The sequence below is a fragment of the Confluentibacter flavum genome, assembly GCF_002843175.1.
GTDB classification, from domain to species: domain Bacteria; phylum Bacteroidota; class Bacteroidia; order Flavobacteriales; family Flavobacteriaceae; genus Confluentibacter; species Confluentibacter flavum.
The window spans coordinates 1-22,693 of sequence record NZ_PJEO01000012.1; the positions used below are offsets into that span (position 1 = coordinate 1).

At 33.8% G+C, this 22,693-nt stretch carries 17 protein-coding genes; 14 read left to right on the forward strand and 3 right to left on the reverse strand.

The window, feature by feature from the left end; translation table 11 throughout:
• Window positions 1-19: 19 nt before the first annotated feature.
• Window positions 20-925: an IS982 family transposase gene (locus CSW08_RS02505; RefSeq protein ID WP_106657880.1), complete on the reverse strand. Its 906-nt coding sequence runs from the start codon at window positions 923-925 to the stop codon at window positions 20-22.
• A 168-nt stretch (window positions 926-1,093) separates the two neighbouring features.
• Window positions 1,094-1,504: a hypothetical protein gene (locus CSW08_RS02510; RefSeq protein WP_157831415.1), complete on the reverse strand. Its 411-nt coding sequence runs from the start codon at window positions 1,502-1,504 to the stop codon at window positions 1,094-1,096.
• A 167-nt stretch (window positions 1,505-1,671) separates the two neighbouring features.
• Here CSW08_RS02510 and CSW08_RS02515 point away from each other — a divergent pair, with 167 nt between their 5' ends.
• The 14 genes from CSW08_RS02515 (at window position 1,672) to CSW08_RS02580 (ending at window position 22,150) form a co-directional block, all read left to right on the forward strand.
• Window positions 1,672-3,444, forward strand: a complete 1,773-nt coding sequence (locus CSW08_RS02515) for an ABC transporter ATP-binding protein (RefSeq protein ID WP_106658339.1) — start codon at window positions 1,672-1,674, stop codon at window positions 3,442-3,444.
• Window positions 3,445-3,576: 132 nt separating this feature from the next.
• Window positions 3,577-4,095, forward strand: coding sequence for a DinB family protein (locus CSW08_RS02520; RefSeq protein WP_106658340.1), 519 nt, complete (start codon window positions 3,577-3,579; stop codon window positions 4,093-4,095).
• Between the two features lie 5 nt (window positions 4,096-4,100).
• Window positions 4,101-4,685, forward strand: a complete 585-nt coding sequence (locus CSW08_RS02525; protein ID WP_106658341.1) for a Crp/Fnr family transcriptional regulator — start codon at window positions 4,101-4,103, stop codon at window positions 4,683-4,685.
• A gap of 170 nt (window positions 4,686-4,855) precedes the next feature.
• A complete protein-coding gene (locus tag CSW08_RS02530; RefSeq protein ID WP_106658342.1) occupies window positions 4,856-5,434 on the forward strand; it encodes a YceI family protein in 579 nt (192 codons plus the stop codon).
• A gap of 165 nt (window positions 5,435-5,599) precedes the next feature.
• Window positions 5,600-6,214 (forward strand): DEAD/DEAH box helicase, encoded by a 615-nt coding sequence (locus CSW08_RS02535; protein ID WP_106658343.1) that lies wholly within the window; start codon window positions 5,600-5,602, stop codon window positions 6,212-6,214.
• Between the two features lie 790 nt (window positions 6,215-7,004).
• Window positions 7,005-10,112 (forward strand): SusC/RagA family TonB-linked outer membrane protein, encoded by a 3,108-nt coding sequence (locus CSW08_RS02540; protein WP_157831416.1) that lies wholly within the window; start codon window positions 7,005-7,007, stop codon window positions 10,110-10,112.
• A gap of 11 nt (window positions 10,113-10,123) precedes the next feature.
• Complete coding sequence (locus CSW08_RS02545) at window positions 10,124-11,653, forward strand: SusD/RagB family nutrient-binding outer membrane lipoprotein (protein ID WP_106658345.1); 1,530 nt, start codon at window positions 10,124-10,126, stop codon at window positions 11,651-11,653.
• Between the two features lie 525 nt (window positions 11,654-12,178).
• Window positions 12,179-13,261, forward strand: a complete 1,083-nt coding sequence (locus CSW08_RS02550; protein ID WP_106658346.1) for an amidohydrolase family protein — start codon at window positions 12,179-12,181, stop codon at window positions 13,259-13,261.
• 280 nt (window positions 13,262-13,541) lie between these two features.
• The gene (locus CSW08_RS02555; RefSeq protein WP_106658347.1) at window positions 13,542-14,750 is read left to right on the forward strand and encodes a site-specific integrase; all 1,209 of its coding nucleotides are present in this window, start codon (window positions 13,542-13,544) and stop codon (window positions 14,748-14,750) included.
• A 1,094-nt stretch (window positions 14,751-15,844) separates the two neighbouring features.
• The gene (locus CSW08_RS02560; RefSeq protein ID WP_106658348.1) at window positions 15,845-17,347 is read left to right on the forward strand and encodes a sulfatase-like hydrolase/transferase; all 1,503 of its coding nucleotides are present in this window, start codon (window positions 15,845-15,847) and stop codon (window positions 17,345-17,347) included.
• A gap of 147 nt (window positions 17,348-17,494) precedes the next feature.
• Window positions 17,495-18,409, forward strand: coding sequence for a sialate O-acetylesterase (locus tag CSW08_RS02565; RefSeq protein WP_106658349.1), 915 nt, complete (start codon window positions 17,495-17,497; stop codon window positions 18,407-18,409).
• A 362-nt stretch (window positions 18,410-18,771) separates the two neighbouring features.
• Window positions 18,772-19,044 carry a beta-galactosidase small subunit-related protein gene (locus CSW08_RS02570; RefSeq protein WP_106658350.1) on the forward strand — a complete coding sequence of 91 codons (273 nt, stop codon included), beginning with the start codon at window positions 18,772-18,774 and terminating at the stop codon, window positions 19,042-19,044.
• 130 nt (window positions 19,045-19,174) lie between these two features.
• Window positions 19,175-21,154 (forward strand): SGNH/GDSL hydrolase family protein, encoded by a 1,980-nt coding sequence (locus CSW08_RS02575; protein WP_106658351.1) that lies wholly within the window; start codon window positions 19,175-19,177, stop codon window positions 21,152-21,154.
• A gap of 225 nt (window positions 21,155-21,379) precedes the next feature.
• Entirely contained in the window at window positions 21,380-22,150 is a 771-nt protein-coding gene (locus tag CSW08_RS02580; protein ID WP_449394041.1) for an IS982 family transposase, read from the forward strand.
• 105 nt (window positions 22,151-22,255) lie between these two features.
• Here CSW08_RS02580 and CSW08_RS18495 read toward each other — a convergent pair whose 3' ends face one another.
• A complete protein-coding gene (locus tag CSW08_RS18495; protein ID WP_106658352.1) occupies window positions 22,256-22,477 on the reverse strand; it encodes an integrase core domain-containing protein in 222 nt (73 codons plus the stop codon).
• Window positions 22,478-22,693: the final 216 nt, after the last annotated feature.

Consider the following 22,693-nt stretch of genomic DNA (forward strand, 5'->3'; position numbering starts at 1 on the left):
TAACGTGAGTTCGATGTAATTATAAAGTTAAATACAGTTGCTTTGTATCGACGAAGTTGTTTTTTAAAGAAGGTTTTCTATCTTTAAAATTATAGGCAATAAGTGAGGCAAAAATATTATTGAAGTAGTTGGTTACGCTTCTATGTCTAGAATGTTCAACTTGGCAAATGTTCTTGAGTTGGTCAAAAATAGTTTCGATAATGGCCCTTTTTCTTAAATGATAAGCATCTTGCACAGGGGTCAATAGTTTTGTTTTCATGTTCTTTTTAAGCTTGGTTACCAGATGCACTCCATTATAGAACAACTCAGTAAATAGATCTTTGGAGATGTAGCCTTTGTCACCAAAGAGCTTCCCAAACAGCTTTTTAACAAAGGCTTTGAAGCGTAAAGGTTTTCTATCATCCACATTGCCTTTAGTTATCATAAAATCAATGATACCGCCTTGGTCATTGGTGATTATGTGCAATTTGAAACCATAGAACCAACCCAGGGAACATTGTCCCCTTTGTGCCAAATCCTTGAATACCCTATGTTGGTTAATTCTTCGCTTGTCACAAACCCTTAGGGGCGTAGAATCTATAAAACTAATCCCCGTACAATTTGCCAATCCACAAACTTTGAGGTAAATAGCCAGGGGCATAAAGCTTTGCCCTTTGAGTTCCACCATACGATTATAGGATACCAGGTTTGGAAAATAACTGGTTAGATGTTTTGAGACATAGCCTATATAAAAATCCTTGAAGGTTTTATACCCGGATAAATGGAAAAGCACTTGAATGGTCATTACTTCAGAGAGGCCCATTTTTGAAGCTCTGGTGCGCTTTTTTCCATTGGCCAGTAGGCTTTTTTGCCAAAAAGGGACAAATTCAAGACAAAAATCATCAATAGAACAGAAAATTTCAGTAATTTTAGAATCGGAAATCATAGCGAAATATTTAGTTATATAATTGAAATTCAGAACTTTAATTTACTAAATTTTTCGCTTTTTTATTATAAATAAATCAACTTTTTTACGTCGAACTCACGTTATTTATTAAAAAATTTCAGAGCGTTTGTGAACCAATAACTTATTTTTAAACATGCGGCCATGTCTTTAATACTCATAGAGTATAGTGCCACCAAAGTTGGTTATGTTAAGTTGTACCTGATTACCGTTCACTCTTAGGTTTGAAATATCAAAAGTCAATTCTTTTGTGACATATGCATAACATAATTCCTCATTCTTTAATGATAATCTTAAATTTCTTTGAGCAGGTAGTGATTCTGAAATCTCTTCAGAGTCAATTAGTTTTATTTCCCAAGTATTACCATTACATCCTCCCGAACTAAAGTTAATTTTCAGACAGTTGTCGTTTATTTCCAAACTATTAATTGTTAGGAAGTCAGAAGGGGCATCTTCATATGCTTCTGAACTAATTAATGTTGTCAATTCACAGTCTGTAACGTTGTTGTCATCATCATTTTTGCTACAAGCGGAAATACTAAGAGATAATACTAGCGCCAATAAAATTCTATAATTCATAATTTTGTTTTTTATTTAGATGTTATACTTTTGAATAGGTTGCGTCATACCAGCTTGAATATAATATTAAACTCAATAATAAATTAAGATGTAATTGGTTGTAAAGAATGGTTATTTTAGCAGACTATTCCAACCAATAAAAATAATTCATGCAACATCTAAAAAAATCAGATTCACATAAAAGTAAAACCAATCAAAAAGTAACCATGGCTACGGCCTTTAAAACCATCATTTGGCCAAGGCGAAATTTGGTGTTTATTGGTTTGATTCTTATAGTTATAAAAAGTTTGGCAGGTTTAATTTTACCATGGCAAAGTAAGGTTTTGTTAGATGATGTAGTGCCAAATAAAGACTATGCCCAGCTCTATAATTTAATAGGTATTGTAATTGCCGCTATTGTGGTGCAGGCAGCCACGTCATTTTTACTAACACGCATATTGAGTGTCCAAGCACAGTATTTAATAAGTGAGTTGCGTACTCAAGTACAGAAAAAAGTTTTGTCATTGCCCATCAGCTTTTTTGATAATACTAAATCAGGAGCATTAGTCTCTCGTATTATGACAGATGTTGAGGGTGTGCGGAACCTAATTGGTACGGGACTGGTTCAAATGGTAGGTGGTACTATTACAGCCATTATTTCTTTAGTGTTGTTAATTAGAATTAGTCCGTCTATGACCTTGTTTGTACTTGTGCCCATTGCTATTTTCGGGTTTATTGCACTAAAGGCTTTTGGGTATATTCGGCCTATTTTTAGAACTAGAGGAAAAATTAATGCTGAAGTGACTGGTCGACTTACAGAAACCTTAGCAGGCGTTCGCGTCATTAAAGCGTTTAATGCCGAAGAGCAAGAGAACGTGACTTTTGAAAAAGGTGTTGACAGATTATATCAAAATGTAAAAAAGAGTTTAACAGCAACCGCATTAATGACTAGTTCTTCCACATTTTTAATAGGTATTGCTACCACAGGGATTATGGGTATTGGTGGTTATTATATGATGCAAGGGGATATGACTACGGGTGATTTTTTATTCTTCACGCTGTTGTTGGGATTTATGATTGCACCTATTGTGCAGATGAGTAATATTGGAAGCCAACTAACAGAAGCGTTTGCTGGTTTAGATAGAACCGAAGAACTTATGAATATGACTGCCGAAGAAGATAACGAAGAAAGAACCATCACCTTAGAAACTTTAAAAGGCGACATCGAATTTAAGGATGTATCCTTCTCTTATGAAGCTGGAAAAGAAGTATTGCATCACATTAACTTTAAAGCACCAGCTGGCTCGGTTACGGCTTTGGTTGGGAGTTCCGGTTCTGGTAAATCGACCATGGCGGGATTATCGGCTACATTTTTAACTCCGAAATCAGGCAAAGTCACTATCGATAATCAAGATTTATCTAAAGTGAAATTGAGTAGCTACCGTCAATATTTAGGCGTGGTGCTTCAAGATGAATTTTTATTTGAAGGCACCATTCGAGATAATATATTATTTCCAAGGCCCGATGCCAGTGAAGCCGATTTACAAAATGCCGTAAAAGCAGCTTACGTCAACGAATTCACAGATCGTTTTGATGACGGTTTGGATACGTTAATAGGGGAGAGAGGTGTGAAGCTTTCTGGCGGACAGCGTCAGCGTTTAGCCATCGCCAGAGCTATTTTGGCAAATCCGAAAATTATTATTTTAGATGAAGCAACCTCTAATTTAGATACTGAAAGTGAAGGATTGATTCAAAAAAGTTTATCAGAATTAATGAAAGACAGAACCACAATCGTCATTGCGCACAGGTTAAGCACTATTAGAAAAGCCGACCAAATTTTGGTCATTGAAGCTGGCAACATAGCCGAACGTGGCACACATGATGAATTGATTGCCCTGCAAGGGCGTTATTACGATTTATATACCTATCAAGCTAAAATTTAAATCAGTTATGAAATCGCCATTAACAATAGGTTTGTGACATCACTGAACTAATAAAAATTAAGTTTAATGAAGTAAACACCTACTAAATAAAGCGATAACATATGACCATTAAAAAACAATAAATATTTACATATGAAACTATCAGATGTACAACCACAAGAATACAGCCAAAATAATGTTAGATATTTGGAAAAGCTTCCTCAAGATGCCGAACTTATAAAAAGTTTTAAAGACGATTTTAGTGCTGTTTTGGAGTTATATCAATCTATGCCATCAGATAAATTGGATTATAGATATGCAGAAGGTAAGTGGAGCCTTAAAGAGGTTTTTCAGCATATCATAGATACCGAACGTATTTTTATATACCGTTGCTTTAGAATAGCAAGACACGATAAAACGCCGTTGTCGGGATTTGATCAAGACGATTATATATGGCCTTCACAAGCCGATAAAAAAAGTCTTGAAGCTTTAATGGAAGAGTTTAAAGCAGTCAGGGAAAGTTCCATAGTGTTGCTGAATAGTTTGAACGACGCCAATTTAAAATTTATAGGTATTGTAAATGGAAATCCCCTATCTGCTAGAGCGGCTGCTTTCAATATCATAGGGCATAATAAGTGGCATATTGATATCATTATGGAGCGTTACTTATAAATTAAATGAAAATAGAACCCCTTTTAAAGTATATCAATAAGTATGTTTCCTTAACACATGAGGAAACGGATTTTCTTGTTTCCAAAGTTATTTATAGAAAATATTTAAAAGGACAATATTTGGTTCAACAAGGCGATGTATGCAAATTTTCGTGTTTTGTTATTTCTGGCTGTACAAAAACATTTTATATGGATGAGGAAGGCCAAGAACATATTATGATGTTTTCGATAGAAGATTGGTGGACATCGGATATGAGTAGTTATATTAATCAAACTCCAGCGGATTTCAATATTCAATTTTTAGAAAATACAGAATTAATAATGTTCCCCTATGATGTTATTGAAGATGTATATCAACATATTCCTAAACTGGAGCGTTTTTTTAGACAAATCATTGAAAAGGCGTTTATAGCGTCACAAAAACGCATTGTTAGAAATTTAAGTATGACTGCCAAGGATAGATATGTTTATTTTAGAGATCAATATCCTCAGATAGAACAACGTATCCCTCAATACATGGTGGCCTCTTATTTGGGTATCACTAAAGAATTTTTGAGTAAAATAAAAAGCCAGTTACTTACTGAGGATTAAAATGTTAAACTAAGTTAACATAATTTAATAATTTAGATTATTTTCTATATTCGTACGTTATTAGAACTTTGCATTGTAAAATTAGCACAGTTTTTGATAAGTATTTTCAATATTAAAAACAACATAATCAAACATCATTAAAAACCTAAAAACAACAAAAAAATTAAAACATGAGAAAAACAATTAAAAATTTGGCAATTGTGGCTTTAGTAGCTTTTACAACATTATCTTTTATGGCTATCACTGCTGAAAAAAAAGAAATTAAAACCGATCAAAGTAAATTAGTTTGGAAAGGCTATAAATTCACTGGATCGCATGATGGTACGATAAACATTAAATCTGGGTCGTTAACTTTTGAAGGAGATAAACTAACAGGAGGCGAATTTGTGGTAGATATGCCGACGTTGGTAAGCTTAGATGCTCAAGGTGGCATGAAAGATAGATTGGAAGGTCATTTGAAATCTGAAGATTTCTTCGGTGTAGATAAATACCCAACATCAACCTTGGTATTCAAATCAATCGAATCAACTGGAAAAAATACCTATACAGTAACTGGCGATTTAACTATTAAAGGTATTACAAAACCTAATACATTTAAAATATCTGTTTATGGAAGCAAAGCAACAGCTAATTTAAAAGTAGATAGAACACTTTACGACATCAAGTTTAGATCTGGTAGTTTCTTTGACAACTTACAAGATCAAGTAATCTACGATGAATTTGATTTAGTAGCAGATTTACAGTTCTAAGACCAATACACATATTTATGAAGAAGCGTTCAGAAATGGGCGCTTTTTGTTTTGAAGTACATACTATAAATAATTATGAATCTATATGAACACATAGATTTACAAGAAACGGATTAGAGTTTTAAAAAGTTATCTTTGCACTTTATTAAATTATAGAATAATTGAATGTCATTTAAAAAATTAATAGAACCTCTACAGGAAACACTAAAGGCTAAAGGATATGCAGGCATGTTACCTTTGCAAAAATTAATACTTTCAAAAATAAAAGGAGGGACAAATTTGTTTGTTATAGCACCACAAGGAAGTGGGAAAACCACAAGTTTGATTATAAGTGTCATTAATAAATTAAATGGTGAAGCTTTTGAAGACGCTCCACGAGCATTGATTTTTGTAAAAGATAAGCAAGCTGCACTAAACCTAGAAGCTGAATTTAAGGAATACACTAAAGGAACCGATTTGCGAATCTATTGTGCTTATGAAGAACATAATATGGAATTGCAACGTGAGGAAATTTATTTGGGAACAGACATCGTCATAGCAACACCCAAAAGGTTAAATAGAATATTCTATTTAAATGGTATTAATTTGAATGAGTTACAGCTATGTATTGTTGAAGATGCCGAATTTTTGTTTCGAAACAACCATTTTGCTGAAGTGACAAGAACTCCAGAAAGTATAGACAAATGCCAATATCTTATTTTTTCAACCAAATTTGATGACCGTTTTGAGCGTTGGCAAGATTCCTTTATGTACAATTCCCAAATTATAAAGTATTCATGATAAACTAAGCCATCTATTTGAAAGATGACATTTATCATTTTATAAACCATAAAAATATATTTTTGAATTCACAGGATATACATTCTTATATCCAATTATCCACACTCTTTTTAAATAGTAGAATTAAACAACCTGCTTTCATGACAATAAATGCTTTAAGGTACCATGACCTATGCTAAGAACAATGTTTTGAAGGCCATAAATTTTTTTAATATGCATTTTGATATTTTAAAAAATAAGTAGGAAAAAAATCATAATAAATAATAAAATGCCAAAATATTATGATATTCATTAAAAACACATTTCTTATTTGGTGTTAAAAAAACACTTTAAATTTTTTTTTAAAGAAAAAAAAATTGTAAGTTCGATAAATTAAATGGTCATAAAAATTTCAAAGAAGTAAGGAATGGTTAAAAAATTACTATAAAAAAGTCACCTAATTAATTTAAGATTCGGTGTTTTTTTGTCAAAAAAATAGGGCTTAAAAGTAAATGTAAAGTTTTTTTATCACAATAATATCCAAGTTATTTAAAAATCTTTTTACACCTATTTACCGTAATAATCAATTTTAATAAATTTAGCAGTCTTGTTATAATATGTATCTTGATTTCAACCTTTTCTCTTTTTAGCAAATTCTAATTATCATTTAATATCAACTATATTTTTAACTAAATTTTTATTAACTAATTTAAAAACAATTAAATCAATGGAGAGTAAATTTACAATTTATTGTAGTCCGAGGCGATTGATGCGAAACGCAATCTTGCTTCGAACAATTATGTTTAGTATTATGATGCTTGGCGTATTTGGTTTTGCACAAGCGCAAACAGTTACAGGAAAAGTAACGGATGCTAACGGAGTACCATTATTAGGTGTGAATGTGTTGTTAAAAAACACTAGCACAGGTACTGTGACAGATTTTGATGGTCAATACCAACTTCAAATTGGAGGCCAAAGCAATGCTACTTTAACATTTTCATACATTGGTTATGAAACCAAAGAAGTGTTAGTTGAAGGTAAAACCGTAATAAATGTTACCTTAAATGAAAGTGCTTCTGCTCTTGATGAGGTTGTAGTAACTGCTTTAGGTATCAGAAAGGAGTCTAAAAGACTGGGGTATGCCCAACAATCTGTTGATGTAGAAAATCTATCAACCAACAGAACGACCAACGTTATGCAGTCAGTTCAAGGTAAAATAGCTGGTTTGGATATTTCACCCCCATCTTCAGGTGCTGGTGGTAGTACCAAGATACGTTTACGGGGTCAATCAGGATTTAACGGTGTAGATAATGCACCGCTTATTGTAGTTAATGGTCTTCCTATGAGCCAAGGTAACCGAGGTGCTAGTGGAGGAAATAGCCGTGACCGTGGTGACAACATGACTATTTTCAATCCAGATGATGTTGAAAGCATGACTGTTTTAAAGGGAGCTACTGCAGCAGCACTTTATGGAGCAAGAGCAGCTAACGGAGCCATCATCATTACTACAAAAAGTGGAGCAAAAAACCAAGGGATTGGCGTGGAGTTATCTTCTAGCATGACTGCTCAAACGGTATTGGATTATACTGATTACCAACAAGAATACGGTCAAGGTACCAATGGTGTAAGACCGGCAACACAAGGTCAAGCTGCTGGAACAGGTCAGTTTAGCTGGGGTGAAAAATTGGATGGTGCACCACAAATATTATTTGATGGTTCGTTTGCACCTTATTCGGCCTATGGTCCTGACAGAATTAAAGGATATTACAGAACTGGTACTGCCCTAACTAATTCCATTGCTTTATCTGGTGGTGGTGCTAATGGTAGTTTTAGGGCTTCTTTTTCGCATACACACAATGAAGGTATAGATCCTATAAATGAATTTACCAGAAAAGTAGTCAATTTAGGTTTAAACCATAACATCACCGAAAAGTTGACATTATCTATAAATACAAATTATTCTCACGAGAATATGGATAATCCACCACAAATTGGTCAGCAAGGACCAGGCGCGGCTAATTTCTTGCATAGGATGGCTACATCTATTCCGTTAAGTGCGTTTAGAGATAGTGCCTATGATCCAAATACAACTACAGAAAGGGTAACTTCTGGATTCCAAGGAACATTATTGAATCCTTATTATTTAAACCCTCGTGTATTCTATTTAGATACCAGAGATCGTTTATTAGCTACTATTTCCTTGAAATATCAGTTTACAGATTGGTTGTATGCAATGGGTAGGATAAATTATGACTATTCAGCTAGTTTTAATGAGAACAATGGATCCCCTACCGGTGTAGGTACCAGTAACCCTATAGACAATAGTACGGGAGGTTTTAATGGTACTTATGATGTAAGTAACAGCAAGGGTACAGATTTAAATGCCGATTTCTTAATAGGTGCGAACAAAGAATTTGGAGATTTTTCTGCTGAATTAAGTGTTGGTGGTAATATCTTCAAAGTTAAAGATCAAACGGTAAGTGCAGGTGTTAACGATTTCGTGATCAGGGACCTTTACTCAATTGGTAATGGTGTACAATTAAGAAATGGGTACGGATTTGGAAGATCGCAAATCAATTCGTTGTATAGCTTTGCGGATTTTGGATACAAAGATATTTTGTTCATAAACGCTACGGTCAGAAATGATTGGTTCTCTGTATTAAATCCAGATAATAATAGTTATTTGTATCCATCTGTTGGAGGTAGCTTTATTTTCTCGGAATTATTGGATGCCGAGTGGTTAACTTATGGTAAGTTAAGAGGTACTTGGGCAGAGGTAGGTAAGGCTGATGGTGTTGGTGCTTTTAGTGGAAACCTGCTTTATAATCTTAATGCCAACGCTTTTGATGGTCAAAAATTAGGAGCTATTGCTGGAGGTTCTTCTCCGAACCCTAATATTAAACCATTTACAATTACTGAAAAAGAACTAGGCTTGGAATTGAGAATGTTTAAAAGCCGTGTAACTATTGATATGGCTGTATATGAAAAAACTACTACAGATCAAATATTGAATGTTGGTATTTCTCCAACGTCTGGTTATACATCAACACCTCAAAACTTAGCTTCTTTAAGAAACCGTGGTTTTGAGTTTTTATTGGATGTTACACCTGTTCAAACGGATGACTTTACCTGGAGCAGTAATTTTAATGCAGCATTTAACGAATCAGAGGTGTTAAAATTATCACCAACTTCTGATCAATTCTTGGTTGCTGAGTATGGTGGTAATGAATTCTTAGGTCGTCTTTACTATGAAGTAGGATTACCGTTGAACCAATTGGCAGCAAGAACGTATGAAAGAGATGCGCAAGGAAGAATTCAAGTGAATAATAATGGATTTGTTATAGCTACATCGCCTAGTGATTATAGATATTTTGGTAGTGCATTACCAAAATGGACTGGTGGTTGGACCAATACTTTTAGATACAAAAATTTAACTTTAGGTGTATTCTTCGACTTTAAAACGGGTGGTAGAATAATATCTTCTACAGCGCTTAATGGTTTAAGACAGGGGATCACAAAAGCATCTTTGGTTGGACGCGATGGTACTGCGCCAATTCCAGATGCAGTTATCCAAGGGACAGATACACCTGCGCCAGCGCCATCAAACTTAGCGACATACTATGCTGGTTTTAGAAACAACCAAATTGGAGATCCATTTATATTTAAATCAGATTTTGTTAGGTTGAGAAATATTTCTTTATCATACGATTTAGGTAGTGTTTTAAGAAATAATAAAGATAACTTCATAAAAGGTTTAATATTATCTGCATCTTGTCGTAATGTGGCTCTTCTTTCCAAAGATATACCGGATTTAGATCCAGAAGCTTTTGCTTCCTCACAGGATTCTAGGGTTGGTTATGAGCAAACTACATTGCCTACTACTAGAGACTTTACTTTCAGTATAAATGTTAAATTTTAAAAAAAAAATTTATGAAAACAATAAAGAGTATAATTATTTCGTGTTGTGCCATACTGGTATTTGCGGGATGTGATAAGGGTTTTGAAGAATTAAACACAAACCCTTATGCAATTAATGGACTCGACCCAGAATTTATTTTCGCTAATACAATTCAAGGATTGGATTTTGGATCTTGGGAAGGAGAAGCTACCATTGTTCAGTATTTTCAAAATGCTTACGATTTAGGAGCAACTTCTGGATTTCAGTTTAATGAAAACAATAATAACTTCAACCAAATGCGATGGGGTACTTATGGAGGTGAAGTAAAAAACCTTGTGCAAGCACTGGAGCTCATGGATAACGACCCAAGCACTTTAAATTTAAGAAGTGCGATGCGTTTATGGAAAGCGCTTATCTTTATGAATTTGGTTGATACCCATGGGGATGTGCCATATAGTGAGGCAGGTAGAGCTTATTTAGATGGAAACTTCACTCCAAGTTATGATAATGATACAGCTATCTATGATGATTTGTATGCCGAAATAAAAGATGCTGTGGCTAAATTGAACAACAGTAACCCACCAGTAGTTGGTGATCTTATTTACGGAGGTGATGTTGCCAAATGGAGAAAATTTGGTAATTCGTTATTGTTGAGATTGGGCATGCGTTATTCTAAGTTAAATGCAACCAAAGCTACTAGTATTGTGTCTGAAGCATTTGCCGGAGGCGTTATGCAAACTAATGATGACGATGCTGTGTTATTCTACAATGAGTTTTACAGCAATGGTATGAATAATGGTATTAGTAGCAATAATCCTCGTTTTTACTATTTGTCAGAGCCTTTAATAGATCAATATCAGTTGACTGAAGATCCACGTTCTCCTTATGTAGCTGGAAAGTATCCTGATCCGAATATTGTTTTGCAATCACCACCTGATACCACATTGTCTGAACAGCAAGGTTTTCCTGTGGGGCATAGTGATGTAACAGCTGCTGCATTACCAGATTTTCCTGGACTTAAAGGAGGCGGTTTGGATTATTCTCAGTTAAACAGTTTTGCCTTGACTAGTGTTCAAGCGCCAAGATTTTTCCTCACAAATTCCCAAACCAAATTATTGTTGGCCGAGGCTGCATTTAGAGGATGGATTACTGGTAATGCTCAAGCCTTATATGAAGCAGGTATTAGAGCAAGTATGGATCAATATGCATTGTATCCTGGAGGTTATGGTGCGATTTCTACTTCAGCCCAAGATGATTATATAGCAGGTACTGCAGTAGTATATAATGCCACTGATGCACTTAGACTAATTAATACAGAATATTGGGTGTCAAATATTAATAACCCTTTAGAAGGATGGTCTAACTTTAGAAGAACTGGCTGGCCAGCATTAAGTCCAAATATGTTTAATAATAACTTAAACGGCGGCTTTGTGAGAAGGGTACCTTATCCAACCCAAGAAAGTGGTTCTAATCCAGAAGCTTATGCAGCAGCTAGAACAGCTATGGGAATTACCGGAAACTATGATTCACTAACTGCTAGGGTATTCTGGGATGTACCTTAAAATAAATGAACGTTCTTTATCAAATTAAAGAACAAATAATAGATTATATAATAAAAGAAGACCTTTCAATTTTTTGAAAGGTCTTTTTGTTTTTAGTACCTTGATTTTCTTTTGTATGTTCCATCCTTGAAGTTAAGTACTCTATAAATTTGCTTTCTATTCCAATGATTGCATGTGAGTTTTCTAAATAAAACTTAAGATCGGGGGTACTAATACATGTAGGTAATATTTTTTCAAAAACAGCTTCTGTAAAATTTGAATTTTTTCAAAAAGATATGTCTCTAAAATTTTGTTTAAACATTGAAAAATTATTTACACATAAGGTTGAAGAAGAATGCAATGCGCAAAATTTCATTCTTCCATTTTTTTCAGTCTTTAGCTCACTGCCTTGTCCTTTTCCAATTTCATCTTTAATAATATTCCAATAAGTAGGTAGTGGGTATGGAACTTATTGTTAAACCCTTCTTAAATTCTGCAATCATTTTGAAGAGATAATTAATTTTAGACTTTAATCACCCATAAATTATGAGATACAGAATTCCCACTTTATTATTGCTCCTTTTATCCATAACAATCCATGCTCAAGACATTTCTTTTGAAGATTACAATCCCACCTCAACATTAGTTGTGCCAGGAAAAATCATTAACCGGGCTAAATTTCCGTTTATTGATGTGCATGGGCATCAATACAATATGGCAAATCAAGATTTATCGCCTGTTATAGCAGCAATGGATACTTTGAACCTTCAAATTATGGTCAATTTAAGTGGTAGATCGGGCGAAAACCTAAGCAAAGCCGTTAAGAATATTGTAGATCATTACCCAAAACGTTTTGTGGTATTTGCGAATGTCAATTTTAATGGTGTAGGGGAAGAAGGATGGGCTGAAAAGGCCGTAGCGCAATTAAAAGAAGACGTAAAAAATGGCGCAAGGGGCTTAAAAGTCTACAAAGGGTTGGGTATGAACGATAAAGATGCGGATGGTAATCGGATACCGGTCAACGATCCCCGCTTGAATCCCATTTGGGAAACTTGTGCCGAACTCGGGATTCCTGTGCTTATCCATTCCGCAGATCCAAAATCGTTTTGGGACGAGTTTGATGGCGATAACGAACGATGGCTGGAACTTAAGACACATCCGAGAAGAAAACGAAGTGGTGCAGATCCTGCACCTTGGGAGCAGATTATGGAAGAGCAGCATAACATGTTCAGGAACCACCCGAATACAACCTTTATAAATGCTCATATGGGGTGGTATGCCAATAACCTAGGAAAATTAGGTGAATTGTTAGACGAAATTCCTAATATGAATGTTGGGATTGCAGCGGTTATAGCCGAATTTGGTAGGCAACCAAGATTTGCAAAAGCTTTTTTTATAAAATATCAAGACCGCATTCTTTTTGGTAAAGACAGTTGGGTGCCAGAAGAATTTCCAACCTATTTTAGGGTGTTGGAAAGTGCAGACGAATATTTTCCATATCATAAAAAATACCATGCTTTTTGGCCTATGTATGGGCTAGACTTACCTGATGAGGTATTGAAAAAGGTGTATTATAAAAATGCTCTAAGAATTGTGCCAGGTTTAGATAAAAGTCTATTTCCTAACTAAGTATCTTAATAAATCGATTGGTGTCAATTTATAGAAACTAAAAAAGGCTTAGAGAAATTTCTTTAAGCCTTTTTTAGTTGTAGCGAGAGGGGGGCACGATCCCCCGACCTCCGGGTTATGAAAATATACAATTGAGTGTCAAAATACACTAAAACAATTGAAAATGAATGAATTACACATTTTTAAATATCGTTTAAAATCAATTAATATCGTTTAAAATCAAAAAATGTTGTACCTATGTTGTACCCAAATTTTGTATCTTTATATTCAAGATAAAAATATGGCAACAGTTCAAGCAGTTTTACGAAAAAAAAAGAATACCCAAAATTTATATCCAGTAACCATTCGAATAACCAAGGATAGGAGGACCTCCTTTATTTCTACTGGTCAATATATAGATGAAAAGTTTTGGGATGTCAGAAATAGGAGGGTTAAGAAATCGCACCCTAATGCTTCTCGGATAAATTATTTGATATTAAAAAAGCTTGCTCAAGCTAATGATAAACTATTAGAAGCCGAAATTAATGAAGATTCCATTTCAGCATCACATGTTAGAGAAAACGTCAAAGGAAATGATAAAAAGGATTTTTTTGATATAGCAGAATTGCATCTTGAAAATTTAGAGAATGCAGAAAAATACTCGCAATATCTAACCCAGAAAGGCAGAATTGGAAAATTTAAAAAATTTGTTGATAAGGATACACTTCATTTTAAAGAAATAACTGTTTTCTTGTTAAAAAATTTTGAAAGTCATATACTCAATCAGGAGAAAAGAAAACCAAGAACGGCAATAAATTATATGATACTGATTCGCCAGATTTATAATCTTGCTATTTCTGATGGTTTGGCAGAGCAGAGTAATTATCCATTTGGTAAAGGAAAAATTCAAATTCGGATTCCTGAATCAGATAAAGTAGGTTTGTCTATTGAAGAAGTCAAAATGCTTGAAAGTGCTAACAATTTAACCGATGCACAGCAGAATGCGATTAATGTGTGGTTAACTAGTTTTTATTTTGCAGGCATAAGAGTAAGTGATGTTTTGCAATTACGATGGTCTGATTTTAAAGATGGTAGGTTATTATATAGAATGAATAAAAATCAAAAAGTGGTTTCCCTAAAAGTTCCACAAAAGGCTAAGGCAATACTAGACCTATATAAAGAATCTGGGCTTAGTAAAAATGACTTGATTTTTCCTTATTTAAGGGGAACAAACTTTAAAGATGCTAAAGAGGTTTTAACCAGAATGAAAACAGCAACTAGAACCCTCAACAGGAGATTAGAATTGGTAGCAAAGCATTTGAAAATAGATAAGAAGTTAAGCATGCATATAGCTCGGCATAGTTTTGGAAATATATCTGGAGATAAGATTCCTATTCAAATGCTTCAAAAGTTATATCGCCATTCTTCCATTACCACAACCATTACATATCAGTCTAGTTTTATGAAAAAAGATACAGATGATGCCCTAGATAGGGTGATTAACTTTTAAATAATTAAAACCCACCTTAACTTTATTAATGTCAAATATCTTATATTAAGTTTTGCTCGTTTATTGTTTTTTTGTAACCTCATAACCCGAAGGTCACTGGTTCGAGTCCAGTTCCCGCTACTAGCAAAGACAAGGCTTCACAGAAATGTGGAGCCTTTCTTTTTTGCAATGGGTACAGAATAGGTACAGAATAGTCCTGTTTTCAAATTCAAATAATGGTTGCTTTTATTTAGTGTCTTTTGTCAATAAATTTTATGAATTTATGCTTTGAGGTATTTTGACTTATCATAAAAAGAAAGAAATGAGGATCTGGCTAAATTTTTGGTACTGCAGACTTGGGATATTATGCTACTAACTTCGTTTGGATGTTAAGAGTCCTGTCATCCAGACTTTTTAGTGTATCAATAGATATCAAAAAATAGCTAATTTAATGAAAATCCATTATTTGCATTTTTTTTGATGTCATAAGATTAGCTTTAAAATCAATTGGGAGCTTACCTATTGGGTTACCTCAAAAGTTATTAATTTTTTCACTACATTGATAGTTCATTAGCACTGACTTTCGCTTCGATTTGACTATCGGAAACAAATCGAATATTCATTTAAAGCGAGAGTATATACAATGGATATATAGACTTGGGAGAAAAATTTGCGGAATCTATTTATGAATTGAATAAAAAATAAATTAATGATAAAAACCAACTATTTAATATTTCCAAAATAATATCTCTTATTTATCTCTTTCACTTATTGCAATCGTTAGTTTACTTAAATACTTCACTTTCTAAAATACCATAAAATAATTATTATAAAAAAACTTGCAATCTGAATAGTATTCTATTTGGTTTCAAGGGTATTATGTATATCAACTGTATTAGAATAAATGGAATCAATTGAAATCAAAGAATTATTTAATAAATATATAAGGAGGGAATGTTCTGAAGAAGAAGTGGAACAAATTGTGGCATATTTCCAAAAATCAAAGAATTTTTTAGGTGTACCAACTATTCAAGAGGTCTCAAAACTGTTAGAGACATTCCCCTCATCATGGAATTTGTTGACGAATAGTATTATAAGATATTAAATAATTAACTATGAAGAATAATTTTAAAATAAGTATTAATGGGTTATCAACTTTATTGATGATATTCCTTTTATCCTCATGCCAACAAGCAAAACAAAAAACAACAATGGAGAATAAGAAACCCAATATTCTATTCTTATTTGCAGATGACCAACGCTCAGGAACAATAAATGCATTAGGGAACCAAGAAATTATCACACCAAATCTTGATAAATTAGCTAACAAAGGAGTAAGTTTTACGAATGCCTACATTATGGGTGGCTCTAGCGCAGCTGTTTGTTCCCCAAGTAGAGCTATGCTTATGACTGGGCGTCATTTGTATGGTATTGAGACACAGGGTTGGGAATCACCAATTTTAGAAAACACGGAATCCATGCCCGAAACTTTTAGGAAAGCTGGATATACAACTTTTGGAACAGGGAAACAGCATAATGGAAAGGCTGTGTTTGCAAGGGGATTTTCTGATGGCGATGAGATATTCTTTGGTGGTATGTGCGACCATTGGAATGTTCCTGTCTTTCATTTCGATAGCACAGGAAAGTATGATAAGAAAATACCATTCATTAAAAAACCAGGTAGTAATAATAACATAGATTATATAGAGAATTGTGATCATATAATACAAGGAAAGCATTCAAGCGAACTATTTGCCGATGCAGCTATTGATTTTTTAAGAAGTCACGATAATAATAAGCCTTTCTTTGCTTATGTCTCCTTCACAGCACCGCATGACCCCCGTTCTATGCCGAAAGAATACGAACAAATGTATGATACTTCATCCATATCAATACCACCAAATTTTTTACCAGAACATCCATGGGATTTTGGGGAGTTTAAAATAAGAGATGAAATGCTAGCAGGTTTTCCAAGAACTAAACAAGAAGTAAAAATTCATTTACGGGATTATTATGCAATGATTACCCACATGGATGCTCAAATTGGGAGAATAATTATGGCACTAAAAGAATCTGGAGAATATGAAAATACCATAATAGTTTTCTCTGGTGATAATGGATTGGCAGTTGGACAACATGGCTTAATGGGTAAGCAAAATCTATATGAGCACAGCATTGGAGTCCCATTTATAATATCAGGTCCAGGAATACCAGAAAATGAAAAGAGAGAAGCGTTTCTTTATCTGTTTGATATATTCCCTACACTTTGCGAGTTAGTTAATATAAAAAGCCCAAAAACTGTTCAGGGACAAAGTTTTAACGCATCAGTAAAGAATGCTGATAAATCAGCCCGAAAAAGTATGACGTATGGTTATAAAGAATTTATGAGAGCCTATCGAAAAGGAAATTTCAAACTGATTGAATATTTTGTAAAAGGAGAACGGAATTCGCAGTTTTTCAACTTGGAACAAGACCCTTTTGAGAAAACTAATTTATTTGATCAGAAAGAGTATTCTTCAAATTATCTCAAAATGAAAAAAGAAATGATTCAAGAAATGAAAATTCATAGTGATACGAGCCTAATTTACTCACAATTAAAAAAAGAATTGTTTAAATAAAAGCTAGGCACAACAAAAAGTATAGGTAACTTGGTAGATAGTATAAATTTTGAAAATGAGAACAATTAATAGATATATAGCAGTTTGATACTATGGGGTTTTGAAATGCCGCCCCATATTCGAGCCGTTGTAACCAATTAAAAAAATATGAATCGAACAGCATTAACTTTTATCACATTACTTCTACCCTTATTCGGGATTTGTCAGAAAATTGAAAGAGATTCAATTAGAGTCTTCTATTTAGGTGGTCAATCAAACATGAGTGGGTTCGGCAAGAATTCTGAATTACCAGATTCAATCACCTCTAATTTCAATAATGTATGGATTTTTCAGGGTAATCCTGCCCCAGATGAAAATGAAAGTGGTGGATTAGGTATATGGACTGAAATAACTCCAGGTCATGGTTGGAAATTCACTTCCAATGGAAAAGAAAATAACTTGTCCGAATACTTCGGGGTTGAACTTTCTTTTGCGAAAAAAATACGGGAATATTATCCAAACGAGAAAATTGCAATAATCAAATACTGTAGAGGCGGTATTTCTATTGATAGCTTAGCCGCTGGAAAATGGGGCTCTTTGGAGCCAGATTATAGAGGCACAAACGGGATCAATCAATACGACCATTTTTTAAGGACAGTACGCTTGGCATTTGACGACAGAGATATTGATAATGATGGAATTGAAGATTATTTGATTCCATCAGGAATTATATGGATGCAAGGTGAAAGTGATGCAGGATTCACAGAAGAAATCGCCAATCGTTATTATGAGAATTTAATACGCCTGATGAATCTAGTACGTGCAGCGTTCCATCAAGATGATTTACCTATAGTTATTGGTAAAATATCAGACTCAGGAAACAACAAAGAAGGAAAAGTGTGGAAGCACGGTGAAATAGTTCAGTATGCACAAGAAAAATATGTGCGAACTGACCAAAACGCTGTGATTGTAAGAAGTACAGAAGGCTACAATTATCATGATGCGTATCACTACAACAGTGCTGGTTACATAGATTTAGGCGAAAAATTTGCAGAAGCGATTTACCTATTGAACAAAAAATAAACTGATTATAACAGTGGTAATCTTTAAACAAACCTATAAAAAACATAAAAATAAAATCAACAGATCATTTTAAAGGGTTTTTGTTTTTGATTATCTAGTTTGTTGTCTAAAATTAAGTGATCACTAAAGTTTTTTTTAAAGTCTAGATACAGTTTTTTACTGTTAAAAAAATGATGCAAAATCTTGGCGGAGATTTTTTGAAATTATGCTATTTAAAGAACAGAACCTCAAATAAACAATAATAGGTAATATTCATCTTTAAGTGTTTATTTCAATTTACGATAAGCATTTTTCTTTGTATGGTGTATAGTGAGAGGTGAGATTTCTAATAGGGGTGGACTTGCAACCAAAATGCTGTTGGTATGCGTATTAGTGGCGATCCGTTATTAGGGTTTTCAACATTACACAATCCAATGGAAGATTTTTACCAAGACAATCAAAAGGATTTTAAGCATATTAATGATATTGTAAAAAAGGATGGTGTATATATTCACACAGATTTAAAACAAATGTGTGTAGGAGGAGATAATTCATGGGGTGCTAGACCATATGAAGAATTTCAATTGCCATTGCAGAATTATGAATTTAAGTTTAAAATAAAACCTGTTTTTAAGTTGTATAAAAATAATGTTTAGTTTACTCCTTAATCAAGAGTTAGTACGCATTTGGTCACTCTAATTTTCCTTCGGAAAATCCTCGGACACAAAACGTCACTATTCTTATGCTTTACGGGTTACAGAGCATTGAACTCACAAACTATTAATTATGAATAGAAACATTAGAAACATTATTATTGTGTTTTTTTTATCAAATCTTTCAATTTTTGCACAGATAGATATTGATTCAATCGTTGAAAATGGGAGAAAAGAATCCCTTTGGAAAGGGTTTAAACGATATGATTTTAAATATAAACAAAGAGATGCTAGATTAATTGTTCCCAGTCATCCTCTTTCTGGTAATCCGTGGATTTGGCGAGCTCGATTTCCTGATTGGCATACTGATGCAGATAGTATATTAGTATCGGAAGGTTTTCACCTTGCATATATTAATACGAATGACAAATATGGTAGCCCGTCAGCAATAAAAATCTGGGATGACTTTTATGATTTTCTAATTACAGATTACAAACTGCAAGAAAAAGTTGCTTTAATTGGCGTAAGTAGAGGAGGATTATTTGTTTACAATTGGGCAAAGAAAAACCTAGAGAAAGTGGCATGCATTTATGCAGAGGCTCCAGTTTGTGATTTCAAAAGTTGGCCGGCAGGTTTTGGTGAAAGTGAAGGGAGCTTAAATGATTGGAAAAAGCTGAAAGAAGAATATGGTTTTGTTTCTGATGATGAAGCAAAGTTATACTCTAATAATCCTATTGATAGTCTAGAAGCTTTGGCAGAAGCTAAAGTTCCGATATTGCATATGATTGGCTTAAAAGACAAAATCGTTCCAGTTGATGAAAATACGTTCCCTCTAATAAATAAATACTTAAAACTGGGTGGTAATGCATCCGTAGTAACTTGCACTAAAGGAATTCAAGAGTTAGAAGGACACCATTTCCCCATTGAAACGCCACGACTTGTTGCTGATTTTATAAAATATCATTCACTAAATAATCTCCCTCTTGATGCCTCAAATTATCATCAGGAAGGTAGTGGGCTTAAAAATTCACAAATCAAATTTGAACGAAATAAAACGGGGAGAGTAGCTTTTCTGGGGGGGTCAATAACTCATAATTCAGGTTGGCGAGATAGCATATGTAATTATCTGGTTAAGCGATTCCCAGAAACAACGTTTGAATTTATTGCAGCTGGCATTCCATCAATGGGCACAACCCCTGCCGCCTTCAGACTCGAACGTGATGTTTTGTCACATGGTAAAGTAGATCTTCTGTTTGAAGAGGCTGCTGTTAATGATGCATCTAATGGGAGGACCAAAATAGAACAGATTAGGGGTATGGAAGGTATTGTGAGACATTTACGAAAATCAAATTCTGAAATTGATATTGTAATGATGCATTTTGTTGATCCTGATAAAATCGCATCATATAGTAATAGCATTGAACCTGACGTCATTAGTAATCACAATAAAGTAGCTAAACATTATAACATCCCAATTATCAATCTTGCTAAAGAAGTCACAGACAGAATAAATAATAATGAATTTACATGGAATAATGATTTCAAGAATATTCATCCTTCTCCCTTTGGACAGGGGATTTATGCAAATTCAATGGTGCAATTTCTTAACAATGCTTATTCCAGCCATATAGACTCTGATGATAAAATATTATCTTATAATCTTCCTATCAAAATTGATGACTATTCTTATGACAACGGATATTTACTAGACATCACTGCTGCAAAGCTTAATAAAAGTTGGATTATAGATTCTTTGTGGAAACCTAAAGATGGAGCCAATACAAGACCAAATTATGTAAACTCTCCCATGCTAATAGGTAACTATCCAGGTAAAGCTTTAAAGCTAAAATTTGAAGGCAATTCTGTTGGCATTGCTGTTGCTGCTGGGCCGGATGCTGGGGTCATAGAATATAGGGTTGATAAAAAGGAATGGACTACATTAAACTTATTTACCAAATGGAGTATGCACTTACATCTCCCTTGGTATTATACCTTGGCAACTGGATTATCTAGTAATGAACATTTATTAGAAATACGCATAACCGAAACAAAAGATGAAAGAAGCATAGGACGTACTTGTAGAATTAGATATTTTTATACTAACAGGTATTGAGAAAACCATAAAACACACCTTAATAACGATGACCAATTTTCAGTGCTACCCTTTTTGAAATAAAGATTTAACACTAATCTAAATAATTCAAGTTGCTAGTTTAAGTATAAAAAACACAAAGCAAAGGTTAAGTAAATTTGTTTTGCTGACCAATAAACAAAACCAATGCTTTGCAAAGACAAAATTATCTCAATTTTTTGTTTAATCGATGATATTCTATAAGGAATTGAGCACAAAGAAGATATTAGAAGACAGGTAAGTGACAGTGAGGTTATCTTGACTGCAATTGTTTCGTCCACGAGTTTTTACGGGAACCACTCCTCTGCCATGCAGTTTATGAAGCAGTATGGGTTTATCCCCAATATGTTGGATAAAAGCAGGTTTAATAGGCGTCTCCATAAGGTAGGAAAGCTTCTTTATGAATTATTTGAGATTGTAAGTTCCTATTTTAAAGACATCTGTTGCGAAATGCAATATATAATCGATTCCTTTCCAGTTGCGGTATGCAACAACATGAGGATTGTAAATTGTAAAATGCTCAAGGATAAAAAATGGCGCGGTTACACGGCAAGTATGAAGAGCTATTTTTATGGTGTCAAAGTGCAATTGGTAACAACAAAGAACGGTATTCCGATAGCGTTCCATTTTACGCCCGGGAAAACCGCTGATGCAAAGGCTTTAGGAAAAATGATAGATAAATTACCTTGCGAGGCATCAATTTATGGGGATAGCGCCTATTTGGATTATGCCCTAGAAGATGCTGCTTTTGAAAGGAAATGTGTGCTTTTAAAGATTCAAAGAAAATCAAATTCTAAAAGGATGGATACTTTAGAGCAGAAAAACGAGAAACTAAAAATGAGAAAAAGAGTGGAAACAACAATCAGCGACATCAAAAAGCTTTTCCCAAGAACCATACATGCTGTGACTTTGGATGGCTTTCTAATAAAATTAACCTTATTTGTTTTCGGATTGCAATTAAGCAAATCAATTAACTAGCAACTTGAATTAATTATTTAATATCTTATAATACTATTCGTCAACAAATTCCATGATGAGGGGAATGTCTCGTTCTGAAATACGGCTACAGGTTAATACTTAAAATTAAGCTGCATTTTGGTGCACATAATTAGGTGTTTTAAAATCCAAATATAAGTGCAATCTTATTTGATTGTATAGATTAATTGCATTTTTTGTAGCTCTGTTCGCGTGAGCGATATTTGTAAAGTCCCGATAGCTATCGGGATGGTCAAGGTAAAATTCATCTTTAAGAATTCCGTTAACCCTTTCTGCGCGGGCATTTTCATAGCAATGGTTTTGCGGAATCTATTTATTAATTGAATAAAAAATAAATTAATGATAAAAACCACCTATTTAATATTACCAAAATAATATCTCTTATTTATCTCTTTCACTTATTGCAATCGTTAGTTTACTTAAATACTTCACTTTCTAAAATACCATAAAATAATTATTTTAAAAAAAAATGCAATTTGAATAGTATTCTATTTGGTCTCAAGGGTATTATATATATCAACAGCG

What these genes read in the sequence shown, in the direction of transcription:
- CSW08_RS02505 (WP_106657880.1), bottom strand. Translation starts at nt 925, where the DNA reads ATGATTTCCGATTCTAAAATTACTGAAATTTTCTGTTCTATTGATGAT.
- CSW08_RS02515 (WP_106658339.1), top strand. Translation starts at nt 1,672, where the DNA reads ATGCAACATCTAAAAAAATCAGATTCACATAAAAGTAAAACCAATCAA.
- CSW08_RS02520 (WP_106658340.1), top strand. Translation starts at nt 3,577, where the DNA reads ATGAAACTATCAGATGTACAACCACAAGAATACAGCCAAAATAATGTT.
- CSW08_RS02525 (WP_106658341.1), top strand. Translation starts at nt 4,101, where the DNA reads ATGAAAATAGAACCCCTTTTAAAGTATATCAATAAGTATGTTTCCTTA.
- CSW08_RS02530 (WP_106658342.1), top strand. Translation starts at nt 4,856, where the DNA reads ATGAGAAAAACAATTAAAAATTTGGCAATTGTGGCTTTAGTAGCTTTT.
- CSW08_RS02535 (WP_106658343.1), top strand. Translation starts at nt 5,600, where the DNA reads ATGTCATTTAAAAAATTAATAGAACCTCTACAGGAAACACTAAAGGCT.
- CSW08_RS02540 (WP_157831416.1), top strand. Translation starts at nt 7,005, where the DNA reads ATGATGCTTGGCGTATTTGGTTTTGCACAAGCGCAAACAGTTACAGGA.
- CSW08_RS02545 (WP_106658345.1), top strand. Translation starts at nt 10,124, where the DNA reads ATGAAAACAATAAAGAGTATAATTATTTCGTGTTGTGCCATACTGGTA.
- CSW08_RS02550 (WP_106658346.1), top strand. Translation starts at nt 12,179, where the DNA reads ATGAGATACAGAATTCCCACTTTATTATTGCTCCTTTTATCCATAACA.
- CSW08_RS02555 (WP_106658347.1), top strand. Translation starts at nt 13,542, where the DNA reads ATGGCAACAGTTCAAGCAGTTTTACGAAAAAAAAAGAATACCCAAAAT.
- CSW08_RS02560 (WP_106658348.1), top strand. Translation starts at nt 15,845, where the DNA reads ATGAAGAATAATTTTAAAATAAGTATTAATGGGTTATCAACTTTATTG.
- CSW08_RS02565 (WP_106658349.1), top strand. Translation starts at nt 17,495, where the DNA reads ATGAATCGAACAGCATTAACTTTTATCACATTACTTCTACCCTTATTC.
- CSW08_RS02570 (WP_106658350.1), top strand. Translation starts at nt 18,772, where the DNA reads ATGCGTATTAGTGGCGATCCGTTATTAGGGTTTTCAACATTACACAAT.
- CSW08_RS02575 (WP_106658351.1), top strand. Translation starts at nt 19,175, where the DNA reads ATGAATAGAAACATTAGAAACATTATTATTGTGTTTTTTTTATCAAAT.